Annotated in this window: 16 protein-coding genes; 10 read left to right on the forward strand and 6 right to left on the reverse strand. The window is 36.2% G+C overall.

Translation table 11 applies throughout. The features are described from left to right. The 8 genes from ABY905_RS04440 to ABY905_RS04475 form a co-directional block, all read left to right on the forward strand. On the forward strand, positions 1-244 hold a 244-nt coding region (locus tag ABY905_RS04440), incomplete at its 5' end, for a hypothetical protein (protein ID WP_372640966.1). A 22-nt stretch (positions 245-266) separates the two neighbouring features. Next, on the forward strand, positions 267-1226 hold the full coding sequence (locus ABY905_RS04445; RefSeq protein ID WP_372640968.1) for a hypothetical protein: 960 nt from the start codon (positions 267-269) through the stop codon (positions 1224-1226). A 22-nt stretch (positions 1227-1248) separates the two neighbouring features. Continuing rightward, on the forward strand, positions 1249-2604 hold the full coding sequence (locus ABY905_RS04450; RefSeq protein ID WP_372640970.1) for an MFS transporter: 1356 nt from the start codon (positions 1249-1251) through the stop codon (positions 2602-2604). A gap of 306 nt (positions 2605-2910) precedes the next feature. Then, entirely contained in the window at positions 2911-4365 is a 1455-nt protein-coding gene (locus ABY905_RS04455; protein ID WP_372640972.1) for a glycoside hydrolase family 30 beta sandwich domain-containing protein, read from the forward strand. A gap of 82 nt (positions 4366-4447) precedes the next feature. Next, on the forward strand, positions 4448-6631 hold the full coding sequence (locus ABY905_RS04460; RefSeq protein WP_372640974.1) for a beta-glucosidase: 2184 nt from the start codon (positions 4448-4450) through the stop codon (positions 6629-6631). Between the two features lie 30 nt (positions 6632-6661). After that, the gene (locus tag ABY905_RS04465) at positions 6662-7363 is read left to right on the forward strand and encodes an SDR family NAD(P)-dependent oxidoreductase (RefSeq protein WP_372640976.1); all 702 of its coding nucleotides are present in this window, start codon (positions 6662-6664) and stop codon (positions 7361-7363) included. Positions 7364-7765: 402 nt separating this feature from the next. Beyond that, positions 7766-8875, forward strand: coding sequence for a helix-turn-helix domain-containing protein (locus ABY905_RS04470; RefSeq protein ID WP_372640978.1), 1110 nt, complete (start codon positions 7766-7768; stop codon positions 8873-8875). A gap of 420 nt (positions 8876-9295) precedes the next feature. Beyond that, on the forward strand, positions 9296-12175 hold the full coding sequence (locus tag ABY905_RS04475) for a triple tyrosine motif-containing protein (protein WP_372640980.1): 2880 nt from the start codon (positions 9296-9298) through the stop codon (positions 12173-12175). Between the two features lie 143 nt (positions 12176-12318). On the opposite strand, the gene ABY905_RS04480 is transcribed toward ABY905_RS04475, so the two are convergent. From ABY905_RS04480 to ABY905_RS04505, 6 genes are all read right to left on the reverse strand, one after another. Further along, positions 12319-13770: a M16 family metallopeptidase gene (locus tag ABY905_RS04480; protein ID WP_372640982.1), complete on the reverse strand. Its 1452-nt coding sequence runs from the start codon at positions 13768-13770 to the stop codon at positions 12319-12321. Positions 13771-13774: 4 nt separating this feature from the next. Next, complete coding sequence (locus tag ABY905_RS04485; protein ID WP_372640984.1) at positions 13775-15097, reverse strand: M16 family metallopeptidase; 1323 nt, start codon at positions 15095-15097, stop codon at positions 13775-13777. A 162-nt stretch (positions 15098-15259) separates the two neighbouring features. Further along, the gene (locus ABY905_RS04490; RefSeq protein ID WP_372640986.1) at positions 15260-16207 is read right to left on the reverse strand and encodes a ChaN family lipoprotein; all 948 of its coding nucleotides are present in this window, start codon (positions 16205-16207) and stop codon (positions 15260-15262) included. A 10-nt stretch (positions 16208-16217) separates the two neighbouring features. Beyond that, entirely contained in the window at positions 16218-17765 is a 1548-nt protein-coding gene (locus tag ABY905_RS04495) for a DUF6850 family outer membrane beta-barrel protein (protein WP_372640988.1), read from the reverse strand. A gap of 159 nt (positions 17766-17924) precedes the next feature. Then, positions 17925-19160 (reverse strand): DUF4876 domain-containing protein, encoded by a 1236-nt coding sequence (locus tag ABY905_RS04500; protein WP_372640990.1) that lies wholly within the window; start codon positions 19158-19160, stop codon positions 17925-17927. A 30-nt stretch (positions 19161-19190) separates the two neighbouring features. After that, positions 19191-21851 carry a TonB-dependent receptor domain-containing protein gene (locus tag ABY905_RS04505; RefSeq protein WP_372640992.1) on the reverse strand — a complete coding sequence of 887 codons (2661 nt, stop codon included), beginning with the start codon at positions 21849-21851 and terminating at the stop codon, positions 19191-19193. A 583-nt stretch (positions 21852-22434) separates the two neighbouring features. Between ABY905_RS04505 and ABY905_RS04510 the strand changes: the two genes are divergently transcribed. Next, positions 22435-22872, forward strand: a complete 438-nt coding sequence (locus ABY905_RS04510; RefSeq protein ID WP_372640994.1) for a hypothetical protein — start codon at positions 22435-22437, stop codon at positions 22870-22872. A gap of 131 nt (positions 22873-23003) precedes the next feature. Further along, positions 23004-23812: hypothetical protein (locus tag ABY905_RS04515; protein WP_372640996.1), on the forward strand; the 809-nt coding region annotated here is incomplete at its 3' end.

Consider the following 23812-nt stretch of genomic DNA (forward strand, 5'->3'; position numbering starts at 1 on the left):
ATCAGTTTTTAGGAATCAGAAAATTTGTTCGGGAGTCACCCTCTTTGCCTTTGTTGATGAGTTATGGAAAGCTGGCAATAATAATACATTAGACTCTGGTGGATGGGCGCCAAATAGTAGCGGTGTTCCATACGACGGTGCACCAAACGAAGAGTATTGGGGAATTGTTGATATAGACAGAAATCCCAAAAAGGCTTTCTATGTTGTGAAAGAAAAGTATACCAACTTATCTAATTCAAAATAGCCACTGTTCAAAGCCTGAAAGAATGAAAATAACGGTCTTATTTCTAATGATATTCTTATCATTTGTAAGCTTTGGTCAGCATAAAAAATATACGAATATGACACATGTCTTAAAAAATAAAAATCTGGAAATTCATATAGACTTGCCAATGGAAAACTATAATCTTCCAAGATTTGACTGGACTGGTAAAATTGTGTCCGTGAAATTTAAGGGTATTGATGTTGCTGGAACAGAGAGGTTGGATGTTGAGGATGATGATCGTTTTGGAAAGGGTTTTTACAATGAATTTGGCATTGAAATGCCTATCGGCTTTGAAGAGATCAAAGAAGGCGAATGGTTTCCTAAGATAGGGGTAGGATTACTAAAGAAAGAGGGAGAGCAATACAGTTTTAGCAAAGCTTATGAAATTGAACCTGCCGATTTTGATGTCACTATTGAATCGGATAAAGTAATTATAACGTGTAAGTCCCAAAGCATTAACGGTTATTCGTACGTGCTGAGAAAAGAAATTAAATTATTGGGAAACAGTTTTTTTATTAAATATCATTTGCATAATACGGGTGAAAAAAACATTTCAACAAATGAATACAACCACAATTTTCTAGCTATCAATAAAGATTTAATAGGTTCCGATTATATCTTAAAATTTCCATTTCAAATTAAACCTGAATTATTCGGAGCAAATGTTAATCCTGAAGGAATCGTTGAAATTTCAGATAATAAAATCACGTTCAATAATACGCCTGAGGAACAGTTCTTTTTCAGCAATCTATCAGGAAGTGAGAATGTTGATGCAATATGGGAGTTGGTAAACACAAAAAGTAAGATTGGGATTAGTGAATCAGGAAGTTTTAAAACAAACAAAGTAAACCTTTGGGGATGGAAACATGTTGTGAGCCCTGAACTATTTTTTGATATAAACGTGAAGCCAGACCAAATAATTGAATGGTCCAGAACGTACAACCTGTTTGAAGTAAAATAAAAAGTATTTGAATCATATAGAGATGAATGAAATAGAGTCAAAATTATCTTTGAAGGAAAAAGTCGGTTATAGTTTAGGAGATACCGCCTCTCATTTTGTATGGGATATGGTAGGTTTCTGGATCTTAATATTTTACACTGACACTTTTGGTATTTCAGCTGCCGCAGCCGGTACCATCATGCTAATCGCCCGATTTTGGGACATGCTTAGCGATCCCTTAATGGGGATTATTGCTGATAGAACAAACACGCGATGGGGAAAATTCCGTCCTTATATTTTATGGATGGCTTTACCTTATAGTGTTTTGGCAGTTTTGACTTTTACGACTCCAGATCTAGGTCCAACAGGTAAAGTGATATATGCAGGCGTTACCTATATGTTATTAATGACAGTATTTACGGCTATCAATCTTCCATATTCTTCTCTGGGTGCCGTCATGACTTCCGATTCGTATGAGCGGGCAGGCCTTAATTCGTACAGATTTATCTTTGCTTTTATTGGTCAGTTTATCGTGTCAGGAACAGCTCTTTCTTTAGCCTTGTATTTTGGTCAGGGTGATAATGCAAAAGGTTATCAGTATACCTTGATCTTGTTTTCTATTATCAGTTTTGTACTTTTCATGATCACCTTTAAAACAACTAAGGAGAGGGTGCAACCTCCTAAAGAACAGAAAGAAAACTTAAAGGAAGATTTTAAAAATCTATTTAAAAACAAACCTTGGGTCATTCTGTTTTTTGTTGGAATTATCTCATTTATCATGTTTGCAATGCAGAACTTATCCATTGCTTACTACTTTAAATACTATATAGGAAATGAAGAAAATGTTCAATTGTTTAATGTGATAGGAACTGTTGCTCTAATTGTTGCAATACCTTTCTCAAAACCATTGGCTAAACGGTTCGGCAAACGTAATGTTTTTTTGGCTAGTTCATTGCTGTCGGGCTTTTTCTTCATCTGCCTATATCTTCCCGGTGCCAACAATATTACGATGATCTATATCCTCAATATTCTGGCAAAGATGGCTTATGCTCCTGCAGTTCCTTTACTCTGGACCATGCTTGCTGATACAGCCGATTACTCGGAGTGGAAAACAGGAAGAAGATCAACAGGTTTGGTGTTTTCTGCGGCTACTTTTGCTCAAAAAGCAGGTTGGGGTATAGGTGGTGCTTTGGCAGGATGGATGCTTGCTATTTTCAAATTTACGCCAAATGTTGAACAAACAGCCACAGCCATAACAGGTATTAAACTCATGATTTCCGTTATTCCGGGAGTCCTGTATATGTCTTGTGCAATTCTCTTGTATTTCTATACTATTGATCATGAAACTTGTGTTGTTATAAAATCAGATTTGGATAAGAGAAGGTTATCTGAAGCATAACCGTTTGCTTAAATAATAAGATATCAGGCGGAAAAATTTGGGGTGTTAAAATTGGTTTATTAATCATTTTAAACACAGATTGGGAATCAGGGAAACTTGATTCTCAATCAATTTTTTTTGTTAGTATTTATGACTTAAGATCATAAGTTGTTAGTTGGTTAGTAGCGCCTCTGTAGTGTCCCTCATGCTATATGCGCTATTTTTTTAATCTGATACTCTGCTTATTAAAAATAAGCTCAATCATATGAAATGATCTTTGTATAAGATTATTTTAATATTAAAAAACTATAAAACAGAACCTCAATTATGAAACGATTTATTCCTGCTATTGCCTTTGCTTTTATAGCATGCTCACAAACCAAACCGGTTGAAACCTCAATTACAGAATATGAGGCAGAGGGAAAAACAGCTACGATTATAACGACTGCCAAGGACACTGATCTCAGGCTAAGTCAAACAGGACAATCAGTATTTAAGAAAACGGAACAAGCTTTAGAGACTGAGAATTCGATATTTGTTAACCCGAATAACACATTTCAGACATTTATTGGCGTAGGAGGGGCGATTACGGATGCTTCAGCAGAAGTCTTTGCAAAACTTTCGAAAGAAAAACAAGAAGAACTTATTTCAGCCTATTATGGCAAAGAGGGTATTGATTATACCTTAATGCGTACGTCAATTCATAGCTGCGATTTTAGTAATGGCAGCTTCACCTATATCGAAGAAGGAGATAAAGACTTAAAAACTTTCTCCATCGATCATGACAAACAATACCGCTTGCCGATGATTAAACAAGCGATTGCAAAAGCTGGTGGTTCCATTTTATTTTATGCCAGTCCGTGGAGTCCCCCAGCTTTTATGAAAGACAGTAAAAACATGCTTCAAGGGGGAAAGTTGCTCCCTGAGTACTATGATGCTTGGGCAAAATACTATGCAAAATTTATTAAAGCTTATGAGAAAGAAGGTATTCCTGTTTGGGGCGTGACCATTCAGAATGAGCCCATGGCAGTTCAGCGTTGGGAGTCTTGTATTTATACGGCAGAAGAAGAGAGAGATTTCCTGAAAAACCACTTGGGGCCAGTTCTGGAGCAAGAAGGACTTGGAGATAAAAATATTGTAGTTTGGGATCATAACCGAGATTTGATTACACATAGAGCCAATACGATTTTCGATGATCCTGAAGCGGCGAAATATGCCTGGGGAACCGGTTTCCATTGGTATGAAACCTGGCGAGGAGGAGAACCTATGTTTGAGAATCTTCAAAAGATTCAGGAAGCTTATCCCGATAAAAAATTACTTTTTACAGAAGGATGTAATGAAAGTTTTGATGCTGCTAAGTATCAGTATTGGCCAAATGCAGAAAGGTATGGTCACTCCATGATCAATGATTTTAACAGAGGCACAGCAGGCTGGACAGATTGGAATATTTTATTGGATGAAACAGGGGGACCTAACCACGTTGGAAACTTGTGCTTTTCTCCAATTCACGCAGACACTAGAACCGATAGTCTAATCTATACCCCATCTTATTATTACTTGGGACATTTCTCAAAATATATTCGCCCGGGAGCGAAAAGAGTGAGTACGGTTTCAAGTGTTAGCTTCCTAATAAGTACCTCTTTTATTAATGAGAATGGAAAAATGGCTACTGTCGTGATGAATAGTTCTGATAAGGACATGGCCTATAAGCTATATGTTGGTGCTAATGTTGCTGTATCGATTGACATACCAGCAAGAGCGATACAAACACTCGTATACTAGTATTAAGCTATGGGAGCTGAAATTTTATATAAAGGACAAAACTCATGTTATGCCACAAGGGCATAGTAAAAGCCAATATGCAATGAAAAAAATATTATTTACAAGTCTCCTATTCGTTCTCTTAGGTGTAAGTCAATTGTTTGCACAAGTAGAGACTAAGTCAATCGATAATAAGATTGAAGAAATCATAAAGCAGTTAACGTTGAAAGAAAAAGTGGCCATGTGCCATGCACAATCGAAGTTTAGTACGCCCGGTGTTCCTCGTTTGGGAATTCCTGAGATCTGGATGTCAGATGGACCTCATGGAGTGCGTGCAGAGATTGCATGGGATACCTGGGACCATGCGGGTTGGACAAATGATTCCTGTACGGCTTTCCCTGCTTTAACTTGTTTGGCGGCTACTTTTAACCCGAGCTTGTCATATAAGTACGGTAAGGCGATAGGGGAAGAAGCCCGATATCGTAAGAAAGATATTCTTTTAGGTCCGGGTGTTAATATTTATCGCACACCCCTTAATGGAAGAAACTTTGAGTACATGGGTGAGGATCCTTATTTGGCCTCTAAACTTGTTGTGCCATATATCAAAGGTGTGCAGGAAAATGGAGTGGCTGCTTGTGTGAAACACTATGCCTTGAATAACCAGGAGCACTGGCGTAATCATATCAATGTGGAATTGAGCGACAGAGCTTTGTATGAAATTTACCTGCCTGCATTTAAGGCTGCAGTTCTTGAAGGAGAGGTTTGGTCAATTATGGGAGCTTACAATAAAATAAGAGGTCAGTTTTGTTGTCACAACGAATTGATGGTGAATAAGATTCTTAAGGGCGATTGGGCTTTTGATGGGGTATTGGTTACCGATTGGGGAGCAACGCATGATACCAAAGAGGCTGCACTTTATGGTCTGGATATTGAAATGGGAACGGGAACTGATGGATTGACAACATCATCGAAGAACGCTTACGATAATTATTTTTTAGCGAATCCCTTTCTTAAGATGCTAAAATCCGGAGAGATCGAAATGAGTGTGCTGGATGATAAGGTCAGACGTATTCTTCGTTTGATGATGCGTACCACTATGGATTCGACTCGATCTTTTGGTAAAATGACCAATCAGCAACACTTTGATGTGGCCAGAGAAGTGGCTGCCGAAGGGATTGTTTTATTGAAGAACGATAAGGGATTCTTCCCGATAGACCCGGCAAAGAAACAAACCATTGCTGTAATTGGTGAAAATGCGACTCGTAGCATGACAGTTGGTGGTGGCTCTTCGGAACTCAAAGCAAAGCATGAAATATCACCTTTGAGCGGTATTCAGAAACGCTTTAAAAATGCACGAATTATTCATGCGATGGGTTATTCATCTGGTGCATCGGTTTATGGACAGGTGTTGCCAACAAAACTAAATGCAGATTCATTAAAGCGTGCGGCAATTGAAGTTGCAGCAGAAGCAGACATCGTCCTTTTCGTAGGAGGATTGAATAAAAGTCATCATCAGGATTGTGAAGGTGACGATCGTAAGCAATTCGCATTGCCTTTTGGGCAGGATGATCTGTTGAATGAAATTCTGAAGGTGAACAAAAACACGGCTGTTATCATGGTAAGTGGGAATGCGGTTGAGATGCCATGGGTTTCGAAAGTGAAAGCCATTGTGCAAACCTGGTATTTAGGAAGTGAAGCAGGACACGCCATAGCTGATATTCTTTCGGGAGATGTGAATCCATCAGGGAAACTCCCTTTTTCATTTCCAGTTAAACTGGAAGACAACGCAGCTCATTCATTTGGAGAGATTTCTTACCCTGGCGATGGTACAAATCAGGAATACAAAGAAGATATATTGGTAGGGTACCGCTGGCACGATACTAAAAACATAAAGCCCTTGTATGCTTTTGGATACGGTTTATCCTATACCTCATTTAAGGTGTTGAGTGCTAAAACAGATAAGTCTACCTATAAAAAAGGCGATGTGATTAAAGTATCATGTGAGATTAAAAACATCGGGAAATCAAGTGGCGCTGAAGTGATTCAGGTGTATGCCAACGATGTTGAAGCATCGGTTTTAAGACCACTTAAGGAATTGAAAGCCTTTAATAAGGTGATGCTAAATCCAGAAGAGACCAAAATTGTTACAATGGAAATTCCTGTTAATGAACTGGCCTTTTTCGATGATTCAATGATGGACTGGAAACTTGAAGCGGGTCAATTCAAATTAATGCTTGGTGTATCGTCTCAGGAAATTAAGAAAACGATAGTAGTCGAAATTGAATAAGAACATCTCATGAAAAGAGGATGAAATAATATGATAGACTTAAAGAATAAAAACGCCTTTATCACAGGATCAAGCCGTGGTATAGGACAACAAATAGCACAGGGATTGGCTAGATTGGGCTGCAATATAATTGTACACGGAAGAACCAAGGATAGTTGCATAAAAACATTAGACTTGCTTGAGGAATATCCTGTAAATACATATTGTGTCTATGGTGAATTGTCTGACGAAGTACAGGTAAATCATCTTGTAGAGCAGGTGCAGAATTTGAATCTAAATGTTGATGTTTTATATAACAATGCAGCTGTAATGACGCCCTATCACGAAGATTACTGGGATCACACCTGGGAAGAGTGGATGGCGAGTTTTAAAGTCAATGTTATGGCCATGTATAGCCTGTGTCGTGCCTTTATTCCCAATATGATAGAAAATGGTTTTGGACGTGTTATTAATATCACATCCGGAATTAATGGAGAGCCCGAACTGGCCCCTTACGGTGCTTCAAAATCGGCGGTAAATAAACTCACCGACGATCTTGCTGCAAAAGTTGAAAACACAGGGGTAAGAATTAACCTGCTTGATCCGGGATGGCTGCGTACCGATTTAGGTGGCCAATATGCTGATCACCCTGTAGAAGCTGTATTGCCTGGAGCGCTTGCGCCAGCTTTAATCGATGATGATGGTGCTAATGGCGAGTTGTTTTCTGCTCTTGATCACAATCTTGATTTGTAGTATTTACAAATGATTTCCATATTATTTTCTATTTGCAATATCTTGTAAATATAAAGAAGAGAAAGAGGAAGGAGAATTTGACCGTTAGGCTAGCTGAACTCTGACTTTTCTCTTTTTTCATTTAAATGAATTACAGAAAAGAGTATTCATCTTGAATAGGAAAAATTAAACATGATGAACTCATAAAGTTTGAAGTCGGTCAATTTAATTTGATGTTAGGCACTTCTTCAAGACATTTGAAAAAAGTGCTGAAGATAGACGTCCAAGAATAAATGATGGATAGAGGTTTAGTTAAGAGTCTAAATTCTTTTCTTATTCATTTTGTGTCTAATCTGAAAAATAGTTAAGATTGTAGATCTATTTTAAGTAAGGTTGAATAGTAAAGGGGAGGATTTATATAAGATGGATTATTTATTTGTGATATGTTTGGCTATTTTGGTCTTTTTTATGGCATCCATTTTGTCGCGTCAAATTAATCACATTTCTGACCGAATATTTGTTTCTTGGTTAGTGTTAGTGCTTCTTGCTGAAATAACTTTTTTTCTTTCCTCACACAATTTGTTTCAGGATTTCCATTGGGTGTATGAATTTGCTTGTGCCAGCCATGTATTACATGGCGCCATGTTTTATTTCTATGTTCTAAGTTTAGTCAATATTTCCTTCCTGTTTCAGAAAAAACATCTCTTACATCTTATCCCTTTTGTTGTGTATATGGGATATAAAACAACAACAAAGTCGCTTGGGCTTGTGGATTGTTTAGAGGAAGGTGGTTGTTCTCATTCTGACAATATTTACGCGGTAATTTCTGTGTATATGAAATTCCTTATTATTTTAACTTATGTACTTGCAGGGTATAATATGATTTTGAAGGTGAAGAGAAATAATGCTTTAAAAAAGTCAAACCCTTATGGTGTAAAATGGATTCTGAGCATTGGGAATGGCGTTTTAATCCTAATTACTGCAGTATTCACAATTAAAATGCTGGGTGCATATGGTGTACAACTGTTAATTGATCAGGTAATGCTTATTAATATTATCGTAACGTTATTTGTGATCTCTTTTGTTTATATCTACACAAAGTATGCATATATCTTTGCACATCCCTTTGGAACAGAAAAAGTAGTAAAAGTGGAGGAGAAATCCCGAGACGAGAATGGTTTACAACAAGAAGAGGAGCAATACAATCAAATTTGCTCTTATATTGATGAAAATCATTTATTTAAAGACGGTGATTTAACACTCAGAAAACTATCCTCTCTAATTGATATTCCTGAGCACATTATTTCTCAAGTAATCAATCGTGTAACCAACAGAAGCTATTCTGATTTTATAAATGCTTACCGAATCAATTTCTTTCTCGAGTTGATTGATAAGAAAGCACATGAAAATCAAACCTTACTATATTTGGCTTACGAATGTGGTTTTAATTCTAAGTCTTCCTTTAATAGGGTGTTTAAGCAGTTTCACGAAATCACTCCATCCGAATACATTAAGATCAGAATGGCAAAATAAACTCTTCTTATTCACCGACTTTAGACTTTATATCTGATTATGCTATTTTTAGATAGAATCTAAGTAGTTCCTAATTCACATAAAATGAGTCTGGTACGCGTGCAATATCATAAAATGCGACATATTTTCATTACGGTATATTCATATGGGTGACTTCCTTTCTCTATTTTAGTAAACCATATTTAATCACTATAGTTGTTTGGCTTTTCTGGTTTTGAAGGCTTATAAATTGGTGACAATGGTTTACTCAGAATATAATATCAATTTAAGCAAGAGTTATTTTATATTTTAATTGATGAATTAGAGCTTATGTTTTTTTATTCATAAATATTGGATAAGGACACCGTTCAATAATTCTTCAGAAATAAAATAAGAAAGGACTGTTGTTTTTAGGAACTCAAAGATCAAACCCTAAATCTCATGAATTTTCGTACTATTTGTTTTTTTTATATACTTATCTGGTTCGTATCTATTTCTAATCTTTTTGCTTCAGAAGAAGGTTCACTTATCGTCCGAAACTTTTACCCTAATGTTTATGATGGCGGCAGTAAAATATATTCAGTAGTGACTAGTTCCAATGGATTAATGTATGCTGGTGATAAAAATGGGATTATAGAATTTGATGGTGAGAATTGGGTGAAAATAGTTACCGGATTTCCAATGCACTCTTTGGCTTTGGATGTGAACAATGTTGTTTTTGCCGCCGGAAGAGAGGGGATAGGTTTCCTGGAGAGAGATTCTATTAATAGATTAAAGTTTCATTCGTTGAATCATCTTGTTACCGGATATATAAACTCTAACATGTTTGTCAATGCAGAGGTGTTCAGAATTGGTGACGAGATACTTTTTGTGGTGGATAATAAGTTAGTGATCTATTCCCAGACTAAGATACGTATTATTGAAGGTACTAACCGAATAGGTCTGGCACAGAGAATTGATGACCAGCTCTATATTTATGCTCCTAAATCGGGACTATTCAGATATCTAAGGGGAGAAGTTACCAGGGTGCTTTCTCTGGATAAGGTAAAAGGACTGGGTTTGTGTGGCTTAATAAAGAGCCCAGAGGGGCTTGTGATCTTCGGGAAAAATGGGAGAAGCTTCCTTTTGGATGATGATAAGCTGGTTGATTTTGATGTGGGGTTCGGCTCCTTTGTTAAGGAGCATTTCCTTCAGGGTATACAACAGTTGTCTCCCGACAGTTATGTGTTAAAGACCTTTTATGATGGATTACTGCTGGTTAATGGGGAATTAGAGGTTGTTAAGCAAATCAATCAAAGTGGAAATTTAATTAATAACACCGTCTTTGGAGTTGATTTGGATTCGTATGGAAATTTGTGGGTGGGAACTTCAGCAGGAATTTCTGTACTCAGACAAGAGCTTCCTTTCACGGTTTACAATACTCAATCAGGAATTGGAACGGGATATACGGCAGCAAGGTTCAATAAGGATATCTATTTAGGGACAAGTCATGGTTTGTGGCGAAAAAGAACGGATCAACGGAATGAGCATGATTTTGAATTATTATTTCCAGGCCATGTTTTTGGGTTGACTGTTATTGACGATATTTTATATTTGGGACACCCTTCTGGAATTTATTCAATAGAGAAGAATCGAATAGAGCCTGTCGTTCATCAACCTGGAGGAATGGTCATAAAAAAAGTGCCATTTCAAGAAAACAGATACCTTACGAATACGACGAATGGCTTATTAGTTCTTCAGAAAGAGAAAGGAGAATCTGGTAAGCGTCTTATACAGAGCGGATTTTTGGAGGGGAAAAATCGGGAGATCCATAATTTTGAGTTCGATAGCCTGGGGAATGTTTGGGTCGAATATGATAATGGAATCTATAGATTTAATTGGGAAAAACCTGAGAAAAAAAGATATTATCAACGTGTTGGTAAGGAGAACCGTTTAAAAAAGGTTAGAAGTATTGAGAGTAAACTTTACTTCATAGCTGACAGTGGAGTATACTGCTTTAATGATGATAATCAGGAGTTTTACGAACCCAATCTGCTTAGAGCTCTTAATTCTAATAAGCAAAATACGACAAATATCATAGGGGAGTCTTCCGATAAAATTTGGGTATTGTCAGGAGAACAATTAAGGCTATATCAAATAAAAGATGGTGTTTTGTATCAGTCCAAAAATCAGCCATTCAGGTTTATTGATGGTTCGTATCCTATTGGTTTCGAAAATGTTCATCAAATGAGTGACTCGACATCATTAATTGGTTGTGAAGATGGGTTTTATTATTATGAAGATAAGGCTTATTCAACTGGAACTTATTCTTCGGTAATAATCAGAAATGTGAACCTTTCGTCACATTCTAAAGGAAAGTATAATGTATGGGGCGATATATCTGATGGAAACGATAGCTATTGGTTGAAGATAACAGAACCTATTGATCATACAGATAATTCGATAGAATTCACTTTTTCGGCCGGATCTCCAAATTATAATAAGGTTTATTATCAAACCTATTTATATGGTTATAATGCAAAATGGTCTGAATGGAGTCGGAATAACAGTCGTGAATTTACCAATTTACCTTCTGGTGATTATCGCTTTGTGGTTCGTGCCATAAATGATGCTGAGGAGTATAGTAAAATTGCTGTTTGTGAATTTGAAATTTTACCTCCCTGGTATTTTACAAAGTGGATGATGTTTGTTTATGTGCTAGTATTTCTGTTGATCATATTTATGTCTGTCTTTCTGGTACGCTATACAATTAGTAAGGCTAAATCAAGATTAGAGAAACAGCAAAAAGAGGAGGCTATAAAATTAGACCAACAAAGAACTCAGGAGAAGCTAACTTCAGACAAGGAATTAATTCGATTGAGGAATGAGAAACTTAGATCAGATAATCTTCACAAGGCTAAAGAACTGGCTAACCTTACTTTTAGTTTAATTCAGAAAAATCAGGTTTTAACCGATTTTAAGGACGAACTAGAGCAAGTTAAACATTACTCAGAAACAAATAAATTGGTCACAGAAGATCTTCGTAGACTTATTAGAAAGGTGAATAAGGGTATTGATAAGGAAGAGAACTGGGAAGTTTTTGAGGATTATTTTGATACGGTTCATGAGAATTTCTTTATTAAGTTGAAAAAGAAATTTCCGGAATTGACTTCTAAAGACCTGAGACTTTGTGCCTATCTGAGAATGAATATGGCGACTAAAGAAATTGCACCCTTGATGAATATTACTGTTAGGGGAGTTGAAATAGGAAGATATCGATTAAGACGTAAGCTTGAGCTAGACAGAAATGTGAATTTCACCTCATTTTTAAATAGGTTCTAAGTTCAATTAGATTTTAAACAATGTGAATTCATAAAAGAAAGATTGCTTATCTGGTAATCGATAGCATGATAGGATACAAAAGAAGGGCGCCAATAGGCGCCCTTTTAGATAACTTTAATTCAAGTTTATATCTTTTTTCTAAACTAGAATTCTAAAGTTTTTCCTTCTTTAGTAAAATATTTAACCGGACCATATGCTTCCAGTGTTCCCTTGAGTGCTTTTGCATTCCCCTGAACTATAACGATGCAGTTATTAGGCTTGACGTATTTTTGAGCCATCTTAATAATATCCGCTTTTGTTACCTCTCCAATTTTTTGAGGATAGGTCTTTAAATAATCATCAGGCAAATTGAACTCATTCTGTGCCATGGCAAAAGAGAGAAAACGTTGCAGGGCAATACCTCCGAGAGATCTTGCATAAGCTCCGATGAGGCTGTTTTTAGCCATACGCATGGTTTTGTCTGAGACCTTTTGGTTGCGAATGCGTAGCATCTCATAGATAATATTTTCTACAGCGATGGCTGTCTTCTCAGTACGTACGCTGGTGTTTATGAATCCTGAGCCTCCGTCACCGGTGCATGAGATACTGGAGAGGGCAAAGTAGCATAAGCCTTTATCTTCTCTTAGGTTCTGATAGATATACGCATTGGCGTATCCTCCCAGTATTTGATTCATTACCTCCATTGGGATATCATCCTTGAAATATTGAAAGGCATCTCCCAGATTCCAATGAAAACCAATCTTTGATTGTACGGCTATGGGGTTGTCAATAACATAGATCTCGCGCTGTGCCGGTATCTTGTTGTTTGGGATATCTTTACGATCTTCTTCTAAAGGGTCCCCCATTTTCCAATTTGCGAAGTGTTTTTCCAGTAGCTCACGGGCTGAATATTCTGAAAAATCACCAATTAGAATCGCGGTACTATTGTTGCTCACAACTCGCTGACTTTGGTAGGCCTGAAGTTTAGAAAGCGTTATATCCGAGTAATTTAATTCTCTGGAAGTACTGAGTTCCTCAGTCTCTATTTTCTTATCATGCAGGAGAGAATCAATAAGCATAAGGCCAAAGTTGGTTTTCTTATTGGATACCGTTTCTTTCTCCTTAGGAGCTTTATGCTGCTCGATTTTCTCGACAACGAGCTCATCCATTACTGTCTGGTTAATGCTTGGATGAATCAGACAATCGGTATACATTCTCATTAGTTGCTGGGTATCTTCTTTTAAGCCAATAATGAACCCACCATTTATGGTTACTCCCATTTTAGCACCGTGAAAATCAATAATGGAATCGACCTGCTTTTGGGTGTGATTTATAGACGATTTTCTATAATATAACTTGCCGAGAATCTCTCGTAATTCTGGTTGAGGGTCCTTTTTTATATCAGGTTGATTTATAGTAAGGGAGAATGCAAATTTGCCATAACCAGGTTTGGGAACCAGAAATACCTTTAAGCCATTTTTCAGTTCAATGCTCTTAAGGTCTCCCAAATTGATTTCCTTGGGTGAATCTGGAGCAGGTTCCTTACTACGATCTACCTGAGCAGAAAGAACGGCTGTTTGCAACAGTATTAGTATTGCTATATAAAATATTTTCATGTTGTTATTTGTTTTCAGGATAATAGATAATTATTGTTCTGTTCTCGGGATTGAGATATTTCCTGGCTACTCGCTGAATATCTTCTGTGGTGATAGCCATATATTCCTGGATCGTAGTATTGTACCTGGAAGCATCTCCCCAAATATGATGGTAGCTGGTAAGAAAGTCAGCAACAGTTCTCATGTCATAATCCAGGTCGATAAATCCTGATTTTAGACGGTTCTTGACTTTTTGTAAATCCATCTCAGGAACAGGATTGTCGATTAGCTTTTGAAGTTCTTGATCTATTGCACAAATTAGTTCTTTCTTCGATTTACCTTCAGCTACGTTAGCCCTGATGAAAAGCAGACCTGCCTGTTCGTATAGTTCGTCAGAGGCAACGATCTTTTTCGAAACGGGGTTATCAATTCCTGTTATGTTTTTTTCCAAATATGAATCATTACCATTGGTTGAAAGTAATAGAGAGATTACTTTTATAATTTTTCCATCCTGGGTATTTTCCGGAGCCGTGAAATAGGACATGGCAACATGTGTTTTTTTTATCCCTTTTGTCATTTTCTCAATGACAACCTCTTTGCCAGGACGCTGCTCATCATATATAGGACGTTCTATCTTTTTCCCTTTGGGAATATCATCGAAATAGTAAGAGATCCACTTCTTTGTTTCTTTGATATCGATGTCACCGGCAACAACAAGACAGGCATTGTTGGGAACATAGTAGGTTTCAAAGAAATTTTTAAAGTCGCCGATACTAGCCGTATTCAAGTCCTCCATAGAACCTATGATAGCGTGTTTATAGGGGTGGCGCTGAAATGAATTTAAAAATAAGTCATTGTAGACATTTCCTAATGGGGAGTTGTCGTAACGCATTCTCTTCTCTTCTTTCACAACTTCTCTTTCCCTGTTTATGCCTTCTTCACTGATGATAGGATGTAGCATACGCTCTGATTCCAGCCAGAGTCCCAACTTGTACTCGTGGGCAGGTAGAAGCTCATAGTAATAGGTTACATCATAGGTTGTGTAGGCATTATCATAGCCTCCTGCGGCGATAACGTAGTTATCAAATTCCCCCTGTGGTATATTCTCAGATCCATGGAAGGATAGATGCTCGAAGAAGTGAGCGAAACCTGTTAATCCCTGATCTTCATTTTTTGAACCTACATGATATTTTACGCCCACCACCACATTGGGGGCACTGCTGTTCTTGTGCAGTATGACATGCAAGCCATTTTCTAATGTGTATTCGGTAACATCTAATTTACGCCCATCGTTAGCTATCGTAAGCAGAGGACATAGGATTAGTAAAAATATTATTATCTGTTTCATTAGATCTTTTGTTTAAGAACACAAAGATTTTCGGACAAGGACTTAGTGATATTTGCATATCACTAAGTTTGCCTTTTCTCTTTTGTTTAATTATGTTATTCTAGATGAAATGTGTTTCACCTAAGAGCCCTAAAAGTTAGAGTTTTAGGTAGGATGTGTTTATTAATCGTAGGTTTTGTGCATACTTTGATTAACCACAATATTAAAATCACCTGTGTTGTTTTGTTTTTGTAGTTCCAATACATTCTGTTGGCGAGCGACCGAGATGGTAACAACATCAACTTCTGGCTTGTAATATTTTAAATAGTAGTAAATGCTCTGATGGTGTTGTGAATGATAGACACCATTGTAGTGAATAAAGTATTTCCCCTTTTCCCAATGTTTTAAAATATTGTGAGCCATGGTAGCATCTTTAATAGCTTGTGCTTTTACAAGGTTAGGACCTTTAAACTTAGCCATTGGGTTGTTGCTCTTGTGGCCTTTATCATCGCTCTTAGCAAATAGAGACAACATCTTGGCATATGCTGGCTGTTTCAGGTCGTAGTGAATAGGCATTGGAGGCAAATAACTTTTAGCCTGATCACTGATGCTATCTAAATAGGCTTCTCCTTGTTTGTAAATGATATTTGCGTAACGACGTGGAATATTGGTACAGATAAAAGGAAGATGGTTCTTCATTGCAATACCAATCAAGGGTTTGTAATCTCGGAAATTAGGCCAGTTGACGTCATATTGCAGGTAAGTTTTTTGGTCGATGGTCCTATTTAAGAGTTCATCTAATAATAATTGTTGGTCAGTTTCCCACATTTCACCTCCCAGAATAACGCTATCCTTTTTTACTTCTACAATGGCTTTTGTAATTAATTTCTCCATCCAGTGAGCAATTGGGTCATCATGTAACTCGCCAAAAAGCAAGATTTCATGTTTTTTAAGTTCCTCAAGCATTGCTGAATAAGTAACTTTATTACCAGCATTGTCATAGATCATGTAAGCTGGTAGATCATTTTGGAATGATTTTTTATCAGCTTTTGACTTTTTTCTCTTTGCAAAAACACCTTCTGGCGAACACAGTGTTAGTAAGGAGAGGGCAATTATTAGAATTTTTTTCATTATGTATTATTTAAAAAATTAGGTTGAAATTCAATCCAATATAAGTTCGGTTGGTTGATTTTTCCAGAATTGAATACTGGTTTGATATTTTTATGTCAGTAGGGCTTAGGCGATTAAAATCTAATGCCCATTCGATACCCGTGCTTTTGAATTGGTGGAACCAAGAGAGCTTCCCACCCACATTATAGTAGTCTGCCGTATGATAGGCCATTTCGTTGTGTGCTATGTTTATGGTGTAGTTCATAGCTGCTGCCGAAGCTAAATCGTGCGTGTAGGATAAGTTGTATTTGTAGCCTCCATTAAGTGTGAATTTGACCTTATTACTGGTGTTTAGGGCAAAGTTGAACCCCGTGTGTAAATTCACGTTAAGATTCGTGTATTCCATTAAGTGAGCATTGGTTAGATCTTTTTTACTCACATCTTCGAAACCTAACTCTATTCCAGACTGATCGAAAATATTTTTGTTGTTTCGAAGTAAATCAAAAGAGCCTTTAAAATTTACACCATCATAAATATAAGCATCTCGATAACCAAAATTATACTTATATCCCTTTCCGCTGATAAGTTCTACTTTTGCTTTACTTAGTAAATGGTATTTAGGAGTGTTAATCAAATATGAACTGACCAGGTTGTGCTTTTTGTAATCGTACTTGTATAGTTTTGAACCGTCTTCCTTTAGAGAGGATATTGGGTTTTCCCATTTCTCTTCTCCGGGATACAAGGTGTAACTTACAGAGAATTTATTTTTATTCCCGCTATGATAGGCTAGTGTGAAAGATGGATTCTGATCTTTGATTATTAAACTTTCACTTCTGACATCTTTATCAAAGTTACCTAAACCTATGGTAGGATACAGGTAGTATTCTGTGCCTGTAGCCTTAAATTTATTGCGAAATTCTGGCTTCGATTTGACTCGATTGTAAGCAATTCCTAAGGAAAGATTTTTATCGTCTCCCATAGAATAACTGATTGAAGTTTGAATGTTTATTTTTAAATTATATTGCTCATTTCGTGTATCAAGCGTTCTGAAATATAAATCACCATCATAATTTACAGCTAGTCCCAACTCAATGCGCTTACTGATTTTTTTTGTAATTATTCCGTTTAAGCTATAATGCTTCGTACGCCAATCACCAACCCTTTCAGTCACAATTCGAAATGGACTCCCGATTTCTGATTTTTTATAAAACTGATTCCAATTCGCTTTTTCATGCATCGCAGAACTGAAGTTGAAACTACCATATAATTTAAGGGATTTGTCCGCGTATGACTGAACAGATTCTGTTTTAAAAGAGAATTTATGATCTTTTTTGAACTCATCAGTTGTTTTGAAATCGCCTTCGTTATACGAGCCATTAAATGAGATGATAGACCAGTCACTATGAGACCATAGCGATAAAGTGCTTGGAAGGACCGTATACAAATCAAGTTGTTTTTTAATAAAAAAGTCTCTATCAATATCCGTCTTGAGAATCTCTTTATTAGATGTACTTATTTCCTGAGCTTGTGTTGAAAATGCGATCAGAAATGATATGAAAAGGAATAAATGATTTTTCATACGGTTTAAATATTGAATGAGTCTGTAATTATGTGAAGAATCTTTATTAAGGAATAAAAATTCACCACAAATAAATTTTAAAATCAAGGTGTAGCAGGTGGGAAAAGGTATTCCCACCTACTTGTTTTTTCATGGATTAAAATCTAATAAGCATGAGGTTTACTCGAAAACATTTCCTGCTTCGAAGTCTTCAGAACTATTATTAGTATCCTGATAAATGATTCGTCCGTCAGTCATGGTTTTAGCTACTTTACGGCTTACACTTAAGCTTGTGTAACTAGATCCTTCAACAAAGTTAAAACCTGCATCAATGCTTGCTGGAAGCTTTTTGTATGCTCCTGCATCTGCATTAGCTAGCATATCAATACCGTCAATAACGTCAGCAACATTTAGTTTTGTATAGTATATTGGATTGCTATCTGATGATTCTGGATCTGTAATAATTTCACTAGGTGTTTCATCACAACGTAATATCGCTACACTAGCTCCGGTTGAATTAAAGCTATAAAAACCATAGTTTTCAACATTCAAATAAACCATATTCATATTAGGAACATCAGCATTGTCAAGGTCGAACCAAGTGCTACCTGTACGTCCTAATGATTCTAACCAATCAATAGCATACAATTCAAAATCAGCACTACTTAAATCAACAGAAAAATCTTTGACTCCATTATCAGTCCAGTCAATTGCATCAAATGCAATAACGATACTCTCACCTGGTTGAATAGGGTTATCAGTACCAGAACCTGGAACTTGTGCAATCTTATCAGCGTATACAAATTCCTCGAATGATAAAGTGGAAATCACATCATCAGCACTACTACCGTTTCTTTGAGGAACAATACTTGCTAAGTATAAACCATCTGCATAAACAACTTCTGCAGAGTTGTTATAGATTTCTATAAATTGATCCTTGAACATTATGCCCCATGAAGGATCATTGGCTCCACTGTAATAAAATTCCTTAATGACTAAAGAACTGGAAGGTTTACCGTCTAATACCAGTTCATCAACAGAGTCAACACCTCCAAAAAGACTTATATTCGATTTTGTTCCGTTAAGGGTGATCGCTTCGTAATATCCTGATGCTTCAGATGCTTCCTGAGCTGTTAAGCTTTTCATACAAGATAAATTGTATGTACCAGGAGCCATATCTAAAAAAGTTGCGACTCCATCAACGTTTGTCAGGACGCTATCTTTACCCTGACTTGTTGTGTTTTCAAGATAAACATAAATGTTATCTGTACTTACGCCGCTAAATGATTCAGAAGTATTTATACTGACGTTTAGATTAGCTAATTTGACCTCTGAATCGTCGTTGCAGGAGATTAGGGTCGTACTAAGTGCAAAAAGAGTGCACATTCCAATTACAAAACTTTTTTTGTTTTTCATAATAATGATAGTTATAATGGTTAGTAAAGATTACAGTTTAAAATTCATACCGAACCCAAATGTTACTTTAGCATTCTGATACACTCGAGTTTTGCTATTTTTATCAATGTATGAAGGGTTGTACCACATGAAATTATTGGCATAAAAAGAAAAACTATGTCCCTGTTTTGTTTCTTTTCTTACCTGTAAATGAAAATTGAAATAGGTTGGATCAGGTGTGCTTTTATAACGATTATCCGAATTGAAAAGATCTGAAAACTCTTCATTTGATCTGTTTTCTTGAGGAATCTCTACGTACTCCCCAGTTTTTTCATAATAGGCTAAGGGATATATGCTTGGATAGCTTCCGACCTCTTTTTTATTAATCCAGTTTGCTTCCCCTGTAAAGGTCACCATCATTTTTATTTCAGGGATGTGTTGAATTACAGTCAGGTTAGATCTGCATATATATGAATTATATGATGGCGTTTCATAAACACCGTATCTATTCGCTTGACTTCCTGTCAAAGAGCCCGAAGACTTAACGCTAGGAAAATCTCTATGTGAGTTTGTTTTCAGGTAACTTCCTGATAAGCTAAATCGGGTATTCGTTGCTTTTACTTTTGGAAATTGAGCACTCAACTCCAAACCCGTTGTCTTAGATTTAAAGGCATTTACGTATGTATTCATTTTACTTGATACATAGATAGAATTACCCGTTGGGCCAACTAAAGGTTGACTGTCAGGATAATCTTCCTTTACTTCCCAAATTTCTTTTTCAAATGTTTTTAGTATGCCATTACTTGTGATTCCATTTGTGATTTTTTTCTGGAATATAGTGGCTCTAAAATTCCAATCTTTGTGTTCGAAGTCGAACCCACCTTCAAATGTTTCACCTCTTGATGGTTTTAAGTACCCATTTTGAGGTTGATGAATGTAGGTTGTCACTACAGCTAACCTTCTAGCTTCGTCGTTGGCATAATGATTAAGATTTATAATATCGAAATAGGCAGGGGCTGGGTTTAATTGAAGCATCGATGGTGCTTTGTACGATAACCCATAGGCTGCTCGAATTCTAAACTTGTCAAAATATTTTGCTGAGAGTGAAAGACGAGGTGATAGTAAATGGTATTTCTCAATCATATAATCATAACGAGCTCCTAATTTTAAGAGGTAGTTTGATTTTTCTCCCGAGTAATTAATGTCATCCTGAAAATAGACTGAATAGATTTGACTTGCTGGAACATTATAGAAGTCAGTTTCTCGTGATCCAGGCCCAGAAACACTTGCCGTTTGGCCTTCTTTATCAAGAACTTTTCCTTTACCATAGTTCTTATTAAAGGAATATTCTATACCTATATTGGTATTGTGTTTTAGTTTACCTGTTGTAAATATTTGCTCTGTATCAAATCGTCCATTTATATTAACTGGGGCACCATGCAATTCTGTGTTTTGGTAAAATGAAATAGGTGTAAATTTTGTGTAATATGTTCCTTCCTCCAAAGACTCAATAATTGGAATTGGTCCGGCCAAAAGGAGATTCTTTTTGGAATATTGATTCGTGTAGTTTACACTAAAACTATAATTAGTTCTTCCCAATATATTAAGGTTACCATTATTAGATAATCTATAGCTCTGATTTTTGTATTCTGATTCAGTATTAACAACTGTTTCATCAGGATCCGATCTTTGACCATCAAAGGATAAGCCATAACTAAAAGCAAGATTGTTAGACCATGAACGTTTTTTAGAGAACTCTTTTGTCCATCTAAGCCCCGTATTAATTCTTTGATAGTAATCTCTTCGTGAAGTTGGCGAATTATTAGCATATGTGTAGTCAAAATCAGCATTCAGAAACCCGCCTTTCTTTAATTTGAACCCCTTGTTTACACCTCCTTGGTAGGATGTGGGATTACTGTTAAAGCTAAATCTCCAAGGCGTATAACCCGCTTTACGTTTGATTAAAACGGCACCGGAAGTAATATTGCCGTACTTGGCACTTGCAACACCGGAGACCACTTCAACCGATTCGATATTAGAGGCTGGTATGTCTCTTAGGTCAATACCTTCGTTGACTACATTATTGCCTCCTGCATCGCTGACTGCTGAATTGAAAGCTTGCATGTTTGCATCGTTACTTAGTTGGTTCCCATCTATAATAACCGCAGTTCCAAATGAATTAATATCTTCATCTCCTCCCGCGCTTCTAAGATTAACTTGCGAAGCAGTACTTAAATCTGTAGCTCCTACTTGACTTCCTGGTATTAATTGCAGGATATCACTGACACTAATAGGTTGTACTTGTTGTATGGCCTGGCTTCCTATTTTGTAAGTTGTACTTCCCGATTTACTTTGGCTAGCTTTAGCTGTAACCGTAACTTCTTCCAAATCCAGACTTGATGGATTTAGATAGAAATTAAGATCCGTTTGTGAGGATTGAATATCAATTTCTTTCTCTTGAGCTTGATATCCTAGTACTGAAATCAATAGAATGTATTTTCCTTTTTTAATTTCGTTTAGGGTAAATGATCCATCTTCTTTAGTTAAGTCATAAACATGAGTTCCTTTCAGGTTTACCACGGTATAGTATAGTGGAGCTTTTGTTTTGGAATCGAATACTTTTCCTTTCAGACTCAATGATTGTGCTTGCGCACTTATTGAGACAAATAACAAAACAAAAATGGGGATTAGAGATTTGGTTAGTTTCATCATGCAAATGTTTTTTTGATTACTTAAATGTAGAGCTAGCTTAGGCTATGTGCAAAAGTCAGATGAGATGAAATGATGTATTGTTATGAGGTAGTTCTGGGTTTAAGTGTTGGTTTTGTAGGGCTTGAGCGTGTTTTGTGATGAGATAGTATAAAATATGAATGAAGTGTTTTTGATGGGTTTTATAAATTGAAAATTTGTTTAATTATTAAGTAAGGAAGTCTGTGTTTTATTGAATTATGGGGAATTTTAGCTGTTTTAGTTTTAAGAGTGCACAAGAAAAGGAATATAGCCTGTTTTTGAGTACCGATCTGCATTTTTATAGAGTGAGTTGAATACATAACAAGTACATCAATTCAAATTGAGTCTTTCTCACCTAAGTTCCGATTAAGTTGCTGACAGATAGGTTAGAGTGGGTTTGCATGCGTGTGGGAAATACATCATAATTCAAAAATATGCTTTCTCACATTGGTCAATTAGCTCTTACATTTGGTATATAATTTAATTCAATTGTTAGGATGTATTATGTGTCGTTCTAAAATATGTCTGAATTAAATAAGTAGATATTTATTAAAACCAATTATCAATGAATAAATCAGGCTCATATGTGATATTAGAAAAAGAGCAAATAATTATTGAGTATCATTCTGGAGAAATTAATGTAGATGATATAATTAATAGTAGAAAGGTAATTTCTAGCAATCCAGATTACAATCCAAACTTTAACATAGTGTTGGATATCAGAGATGCCAGCATGAATTTGTCACCACATGATGTTGCTAGGGGTGTTGCTTTCATTAAAAAGTTTAATATCCTTTTGGGAGAAAGAAAATCTGCATTTTTAACTAGCTCTCCTAATCATGTTGTTATAACAACACTGTTTTCAAGGGGTCTTGGTGGTTTTCCTATTAAACCACGAGTCTTTTCAACAGAAAAGGCTGCATTTGAATGGAGTTCTGGTAATAAATATAATACAGATTATTTAAAAGAATTAAAAACACATCCTAACATTTTGTATAAGTAATGGAAGAGAAGTGCCTAATGTTAAGGCTCACAGCCGGTTCAGACAGCGTAGCGGTTTGACAGGAGATTACCACGCAATCTGCCACTACTCATACAATTTACCGATACCGGAATATTAAAATATTCAGACCAATGAAAAACGCTTTAATTCTATTTTCGATTCTATTCCTTTTTAGTGCTCGCGCTAATGGTGAAATGAAAAAGAATCATTTTATTCATCACAATATCAATGTCAATATTGATGTTGCACACTCAATAATTCAAGTCGATAATAGCATCGATTTATCTTATTTTAATGAAGCGGAAAGCGAACAGTTGCATTTTTATTTAAATAAGAATTTAGTCATTGACTCTTGCAATATGAAGCTTGTTGAGATTGCTCAAGAAGGGGATGAAAGGGCTTGGAAAAAGTATCTTGTTTCAGATAAAATCAAGGATGTTAATTCAAAATTATTCATTCGTTATCACGGAATTGTAGCTGACCAAAAAGAAATGTTAAATGCTCCGCCAAAACATGGAGCAAGTAAAGAAACGTCGGGAATTGTATTCGAAAAAGGAATCTACTTATCAGGCACAACAGCATGGGTGCCTCGTTTTGAGAAGAGATCACTTGTTACTTTTGAAATAAGTGCAACTGTTGACTCAGATTGGAATGTTGTAGCGCAAGGAAAAGAAATATCCAATGAGATAACTGATAATAAAAGGTGTGTTGTTTATAAATCTGACAATCCAACGAATCAAATTTATTTATTAGGAAATAAATGGACTGAATATAGTACCAAAAGTGGAGATGTATTGGTGCAAGCCTATTTAATTAATCCTGATGAGAAACTCGCTAACAAATACTTGGAAGCTACAGCAAAATACCTTCAGATGTATGAGAAATTAATTGGCAAATATCCTTATTCAAAGTTTGCTCTGGTCGAGAATTTTTGGGAAAC

The sequence above is a fragment of the Ancylomarina sp. genome (assembly GCF_041555295.1).
Taxonomy (GTDB): domain Bacteria; phylum Bacteroidota; class Bacteroidia; order Bacteroidales; family Marinifilaceae; genus Ancylomarina.

Excerpts from the sequence above, each read along its gene's own strand:
- ABY905_RS04445 (WP_372640968.1), top strand. The coding sequence starts at position 267 with ATGAAAATAACGGTCTTATTTCTAATGATATTCTTATCATTTGTAAGC.
- ABY905_RS04450 (WP_372640970.1), top strand. The coding sequence starts at position 1,249 with ATGAATGAAATAGAGTCAAAATTATCTTTGAAGGAAAAAGTCGGTTAT.
- ABY905_RS04455 (WP_372640972.1), top strand. The coding sequence starts at position 2,911 with ATGAAACGATTTATTCCTGCTATTGCCTTTGCTTTTATAGCATGCTCA.
- ABY905_RS04460 (WP_372640974.1), top strand. The coding sequence starts at position 4,448 with ATGAAAAAAATATTATTTACAAGTCTCCTATTCGTTCTCTTAGGTGTA.
- ABY905_RS04465 (WP_372640976.1), top strand. The coding sequence starts at position 6,662 with ATGATAGACTTAAAGAATAAAAACGCCTTTATCACAGGATCAAGCCGT.
- ABY905_RS04470 (WP_372640978.1), top strand. The coding sequence starts at position 7,766 with ATGGATTATTTATTTGTGATATGTTTGGCTATTTTGGTCTTTTTTATG.
- ABY905_RS04475 (WP_372640980.1), top strand. The coding sequence starts at position 9,296 with ATGAATTTTCGTACTATTTGTTTTTTTTATATACTTATCTGGTTCGTA.
- ABY905_RS04480 (WP_372640982.1), bottom strand. The coding sequence starts at position 13,770 with ATGAAAATATTTTATATAGCAATACTAATACTGTTGCAAACAGCCGTT.
- ABY905_RS04485 (WP_372640984.1), bottom strand. The coding sequence starts at position 15,097 with ATGAAACAGATAATAATATTTTTACTAATCCTATGTCCTCTGCTTACG.
- ABY905_RS04490 (WP_372640986.1), bottom strand. The coding sequence starts at position 16,207 with ATGAAAAAAATTCTAATAATTGCCCTCTCCTTACTAACACTGTGTTCG.
- ABY905_RS04495 (WP_372640988.1), bottom strand. The coding sequence starts at position 17,765 with ATGAAAAATCATTTATTCCTTTTCATATCATTTCTGATCGCATTTTCA.
- ABY905_RS04500 (WP_372640990.1), bottom strand. The coding sequence starts at position 19,160 with ATGAAAAACAAAAAAAGTTTTGTAATTGGAATGTGCACTCTTTTTGCA.
- ABY905_RS04505 (WP_372640992.1), bottom strand. The coding sequence starts at position 21,851 with ATGATGAAACTAACCAAATCTCTAATCCCCATTTTTGTTTTGTTATTT.
- ABY905_RS04510 (WP_372640994.1), top strand. The coding sequence starts at position 22,435 with ATGAATAAATCAGGCTCATATGTGATATTAGAAAAAGAGCAAATAATT.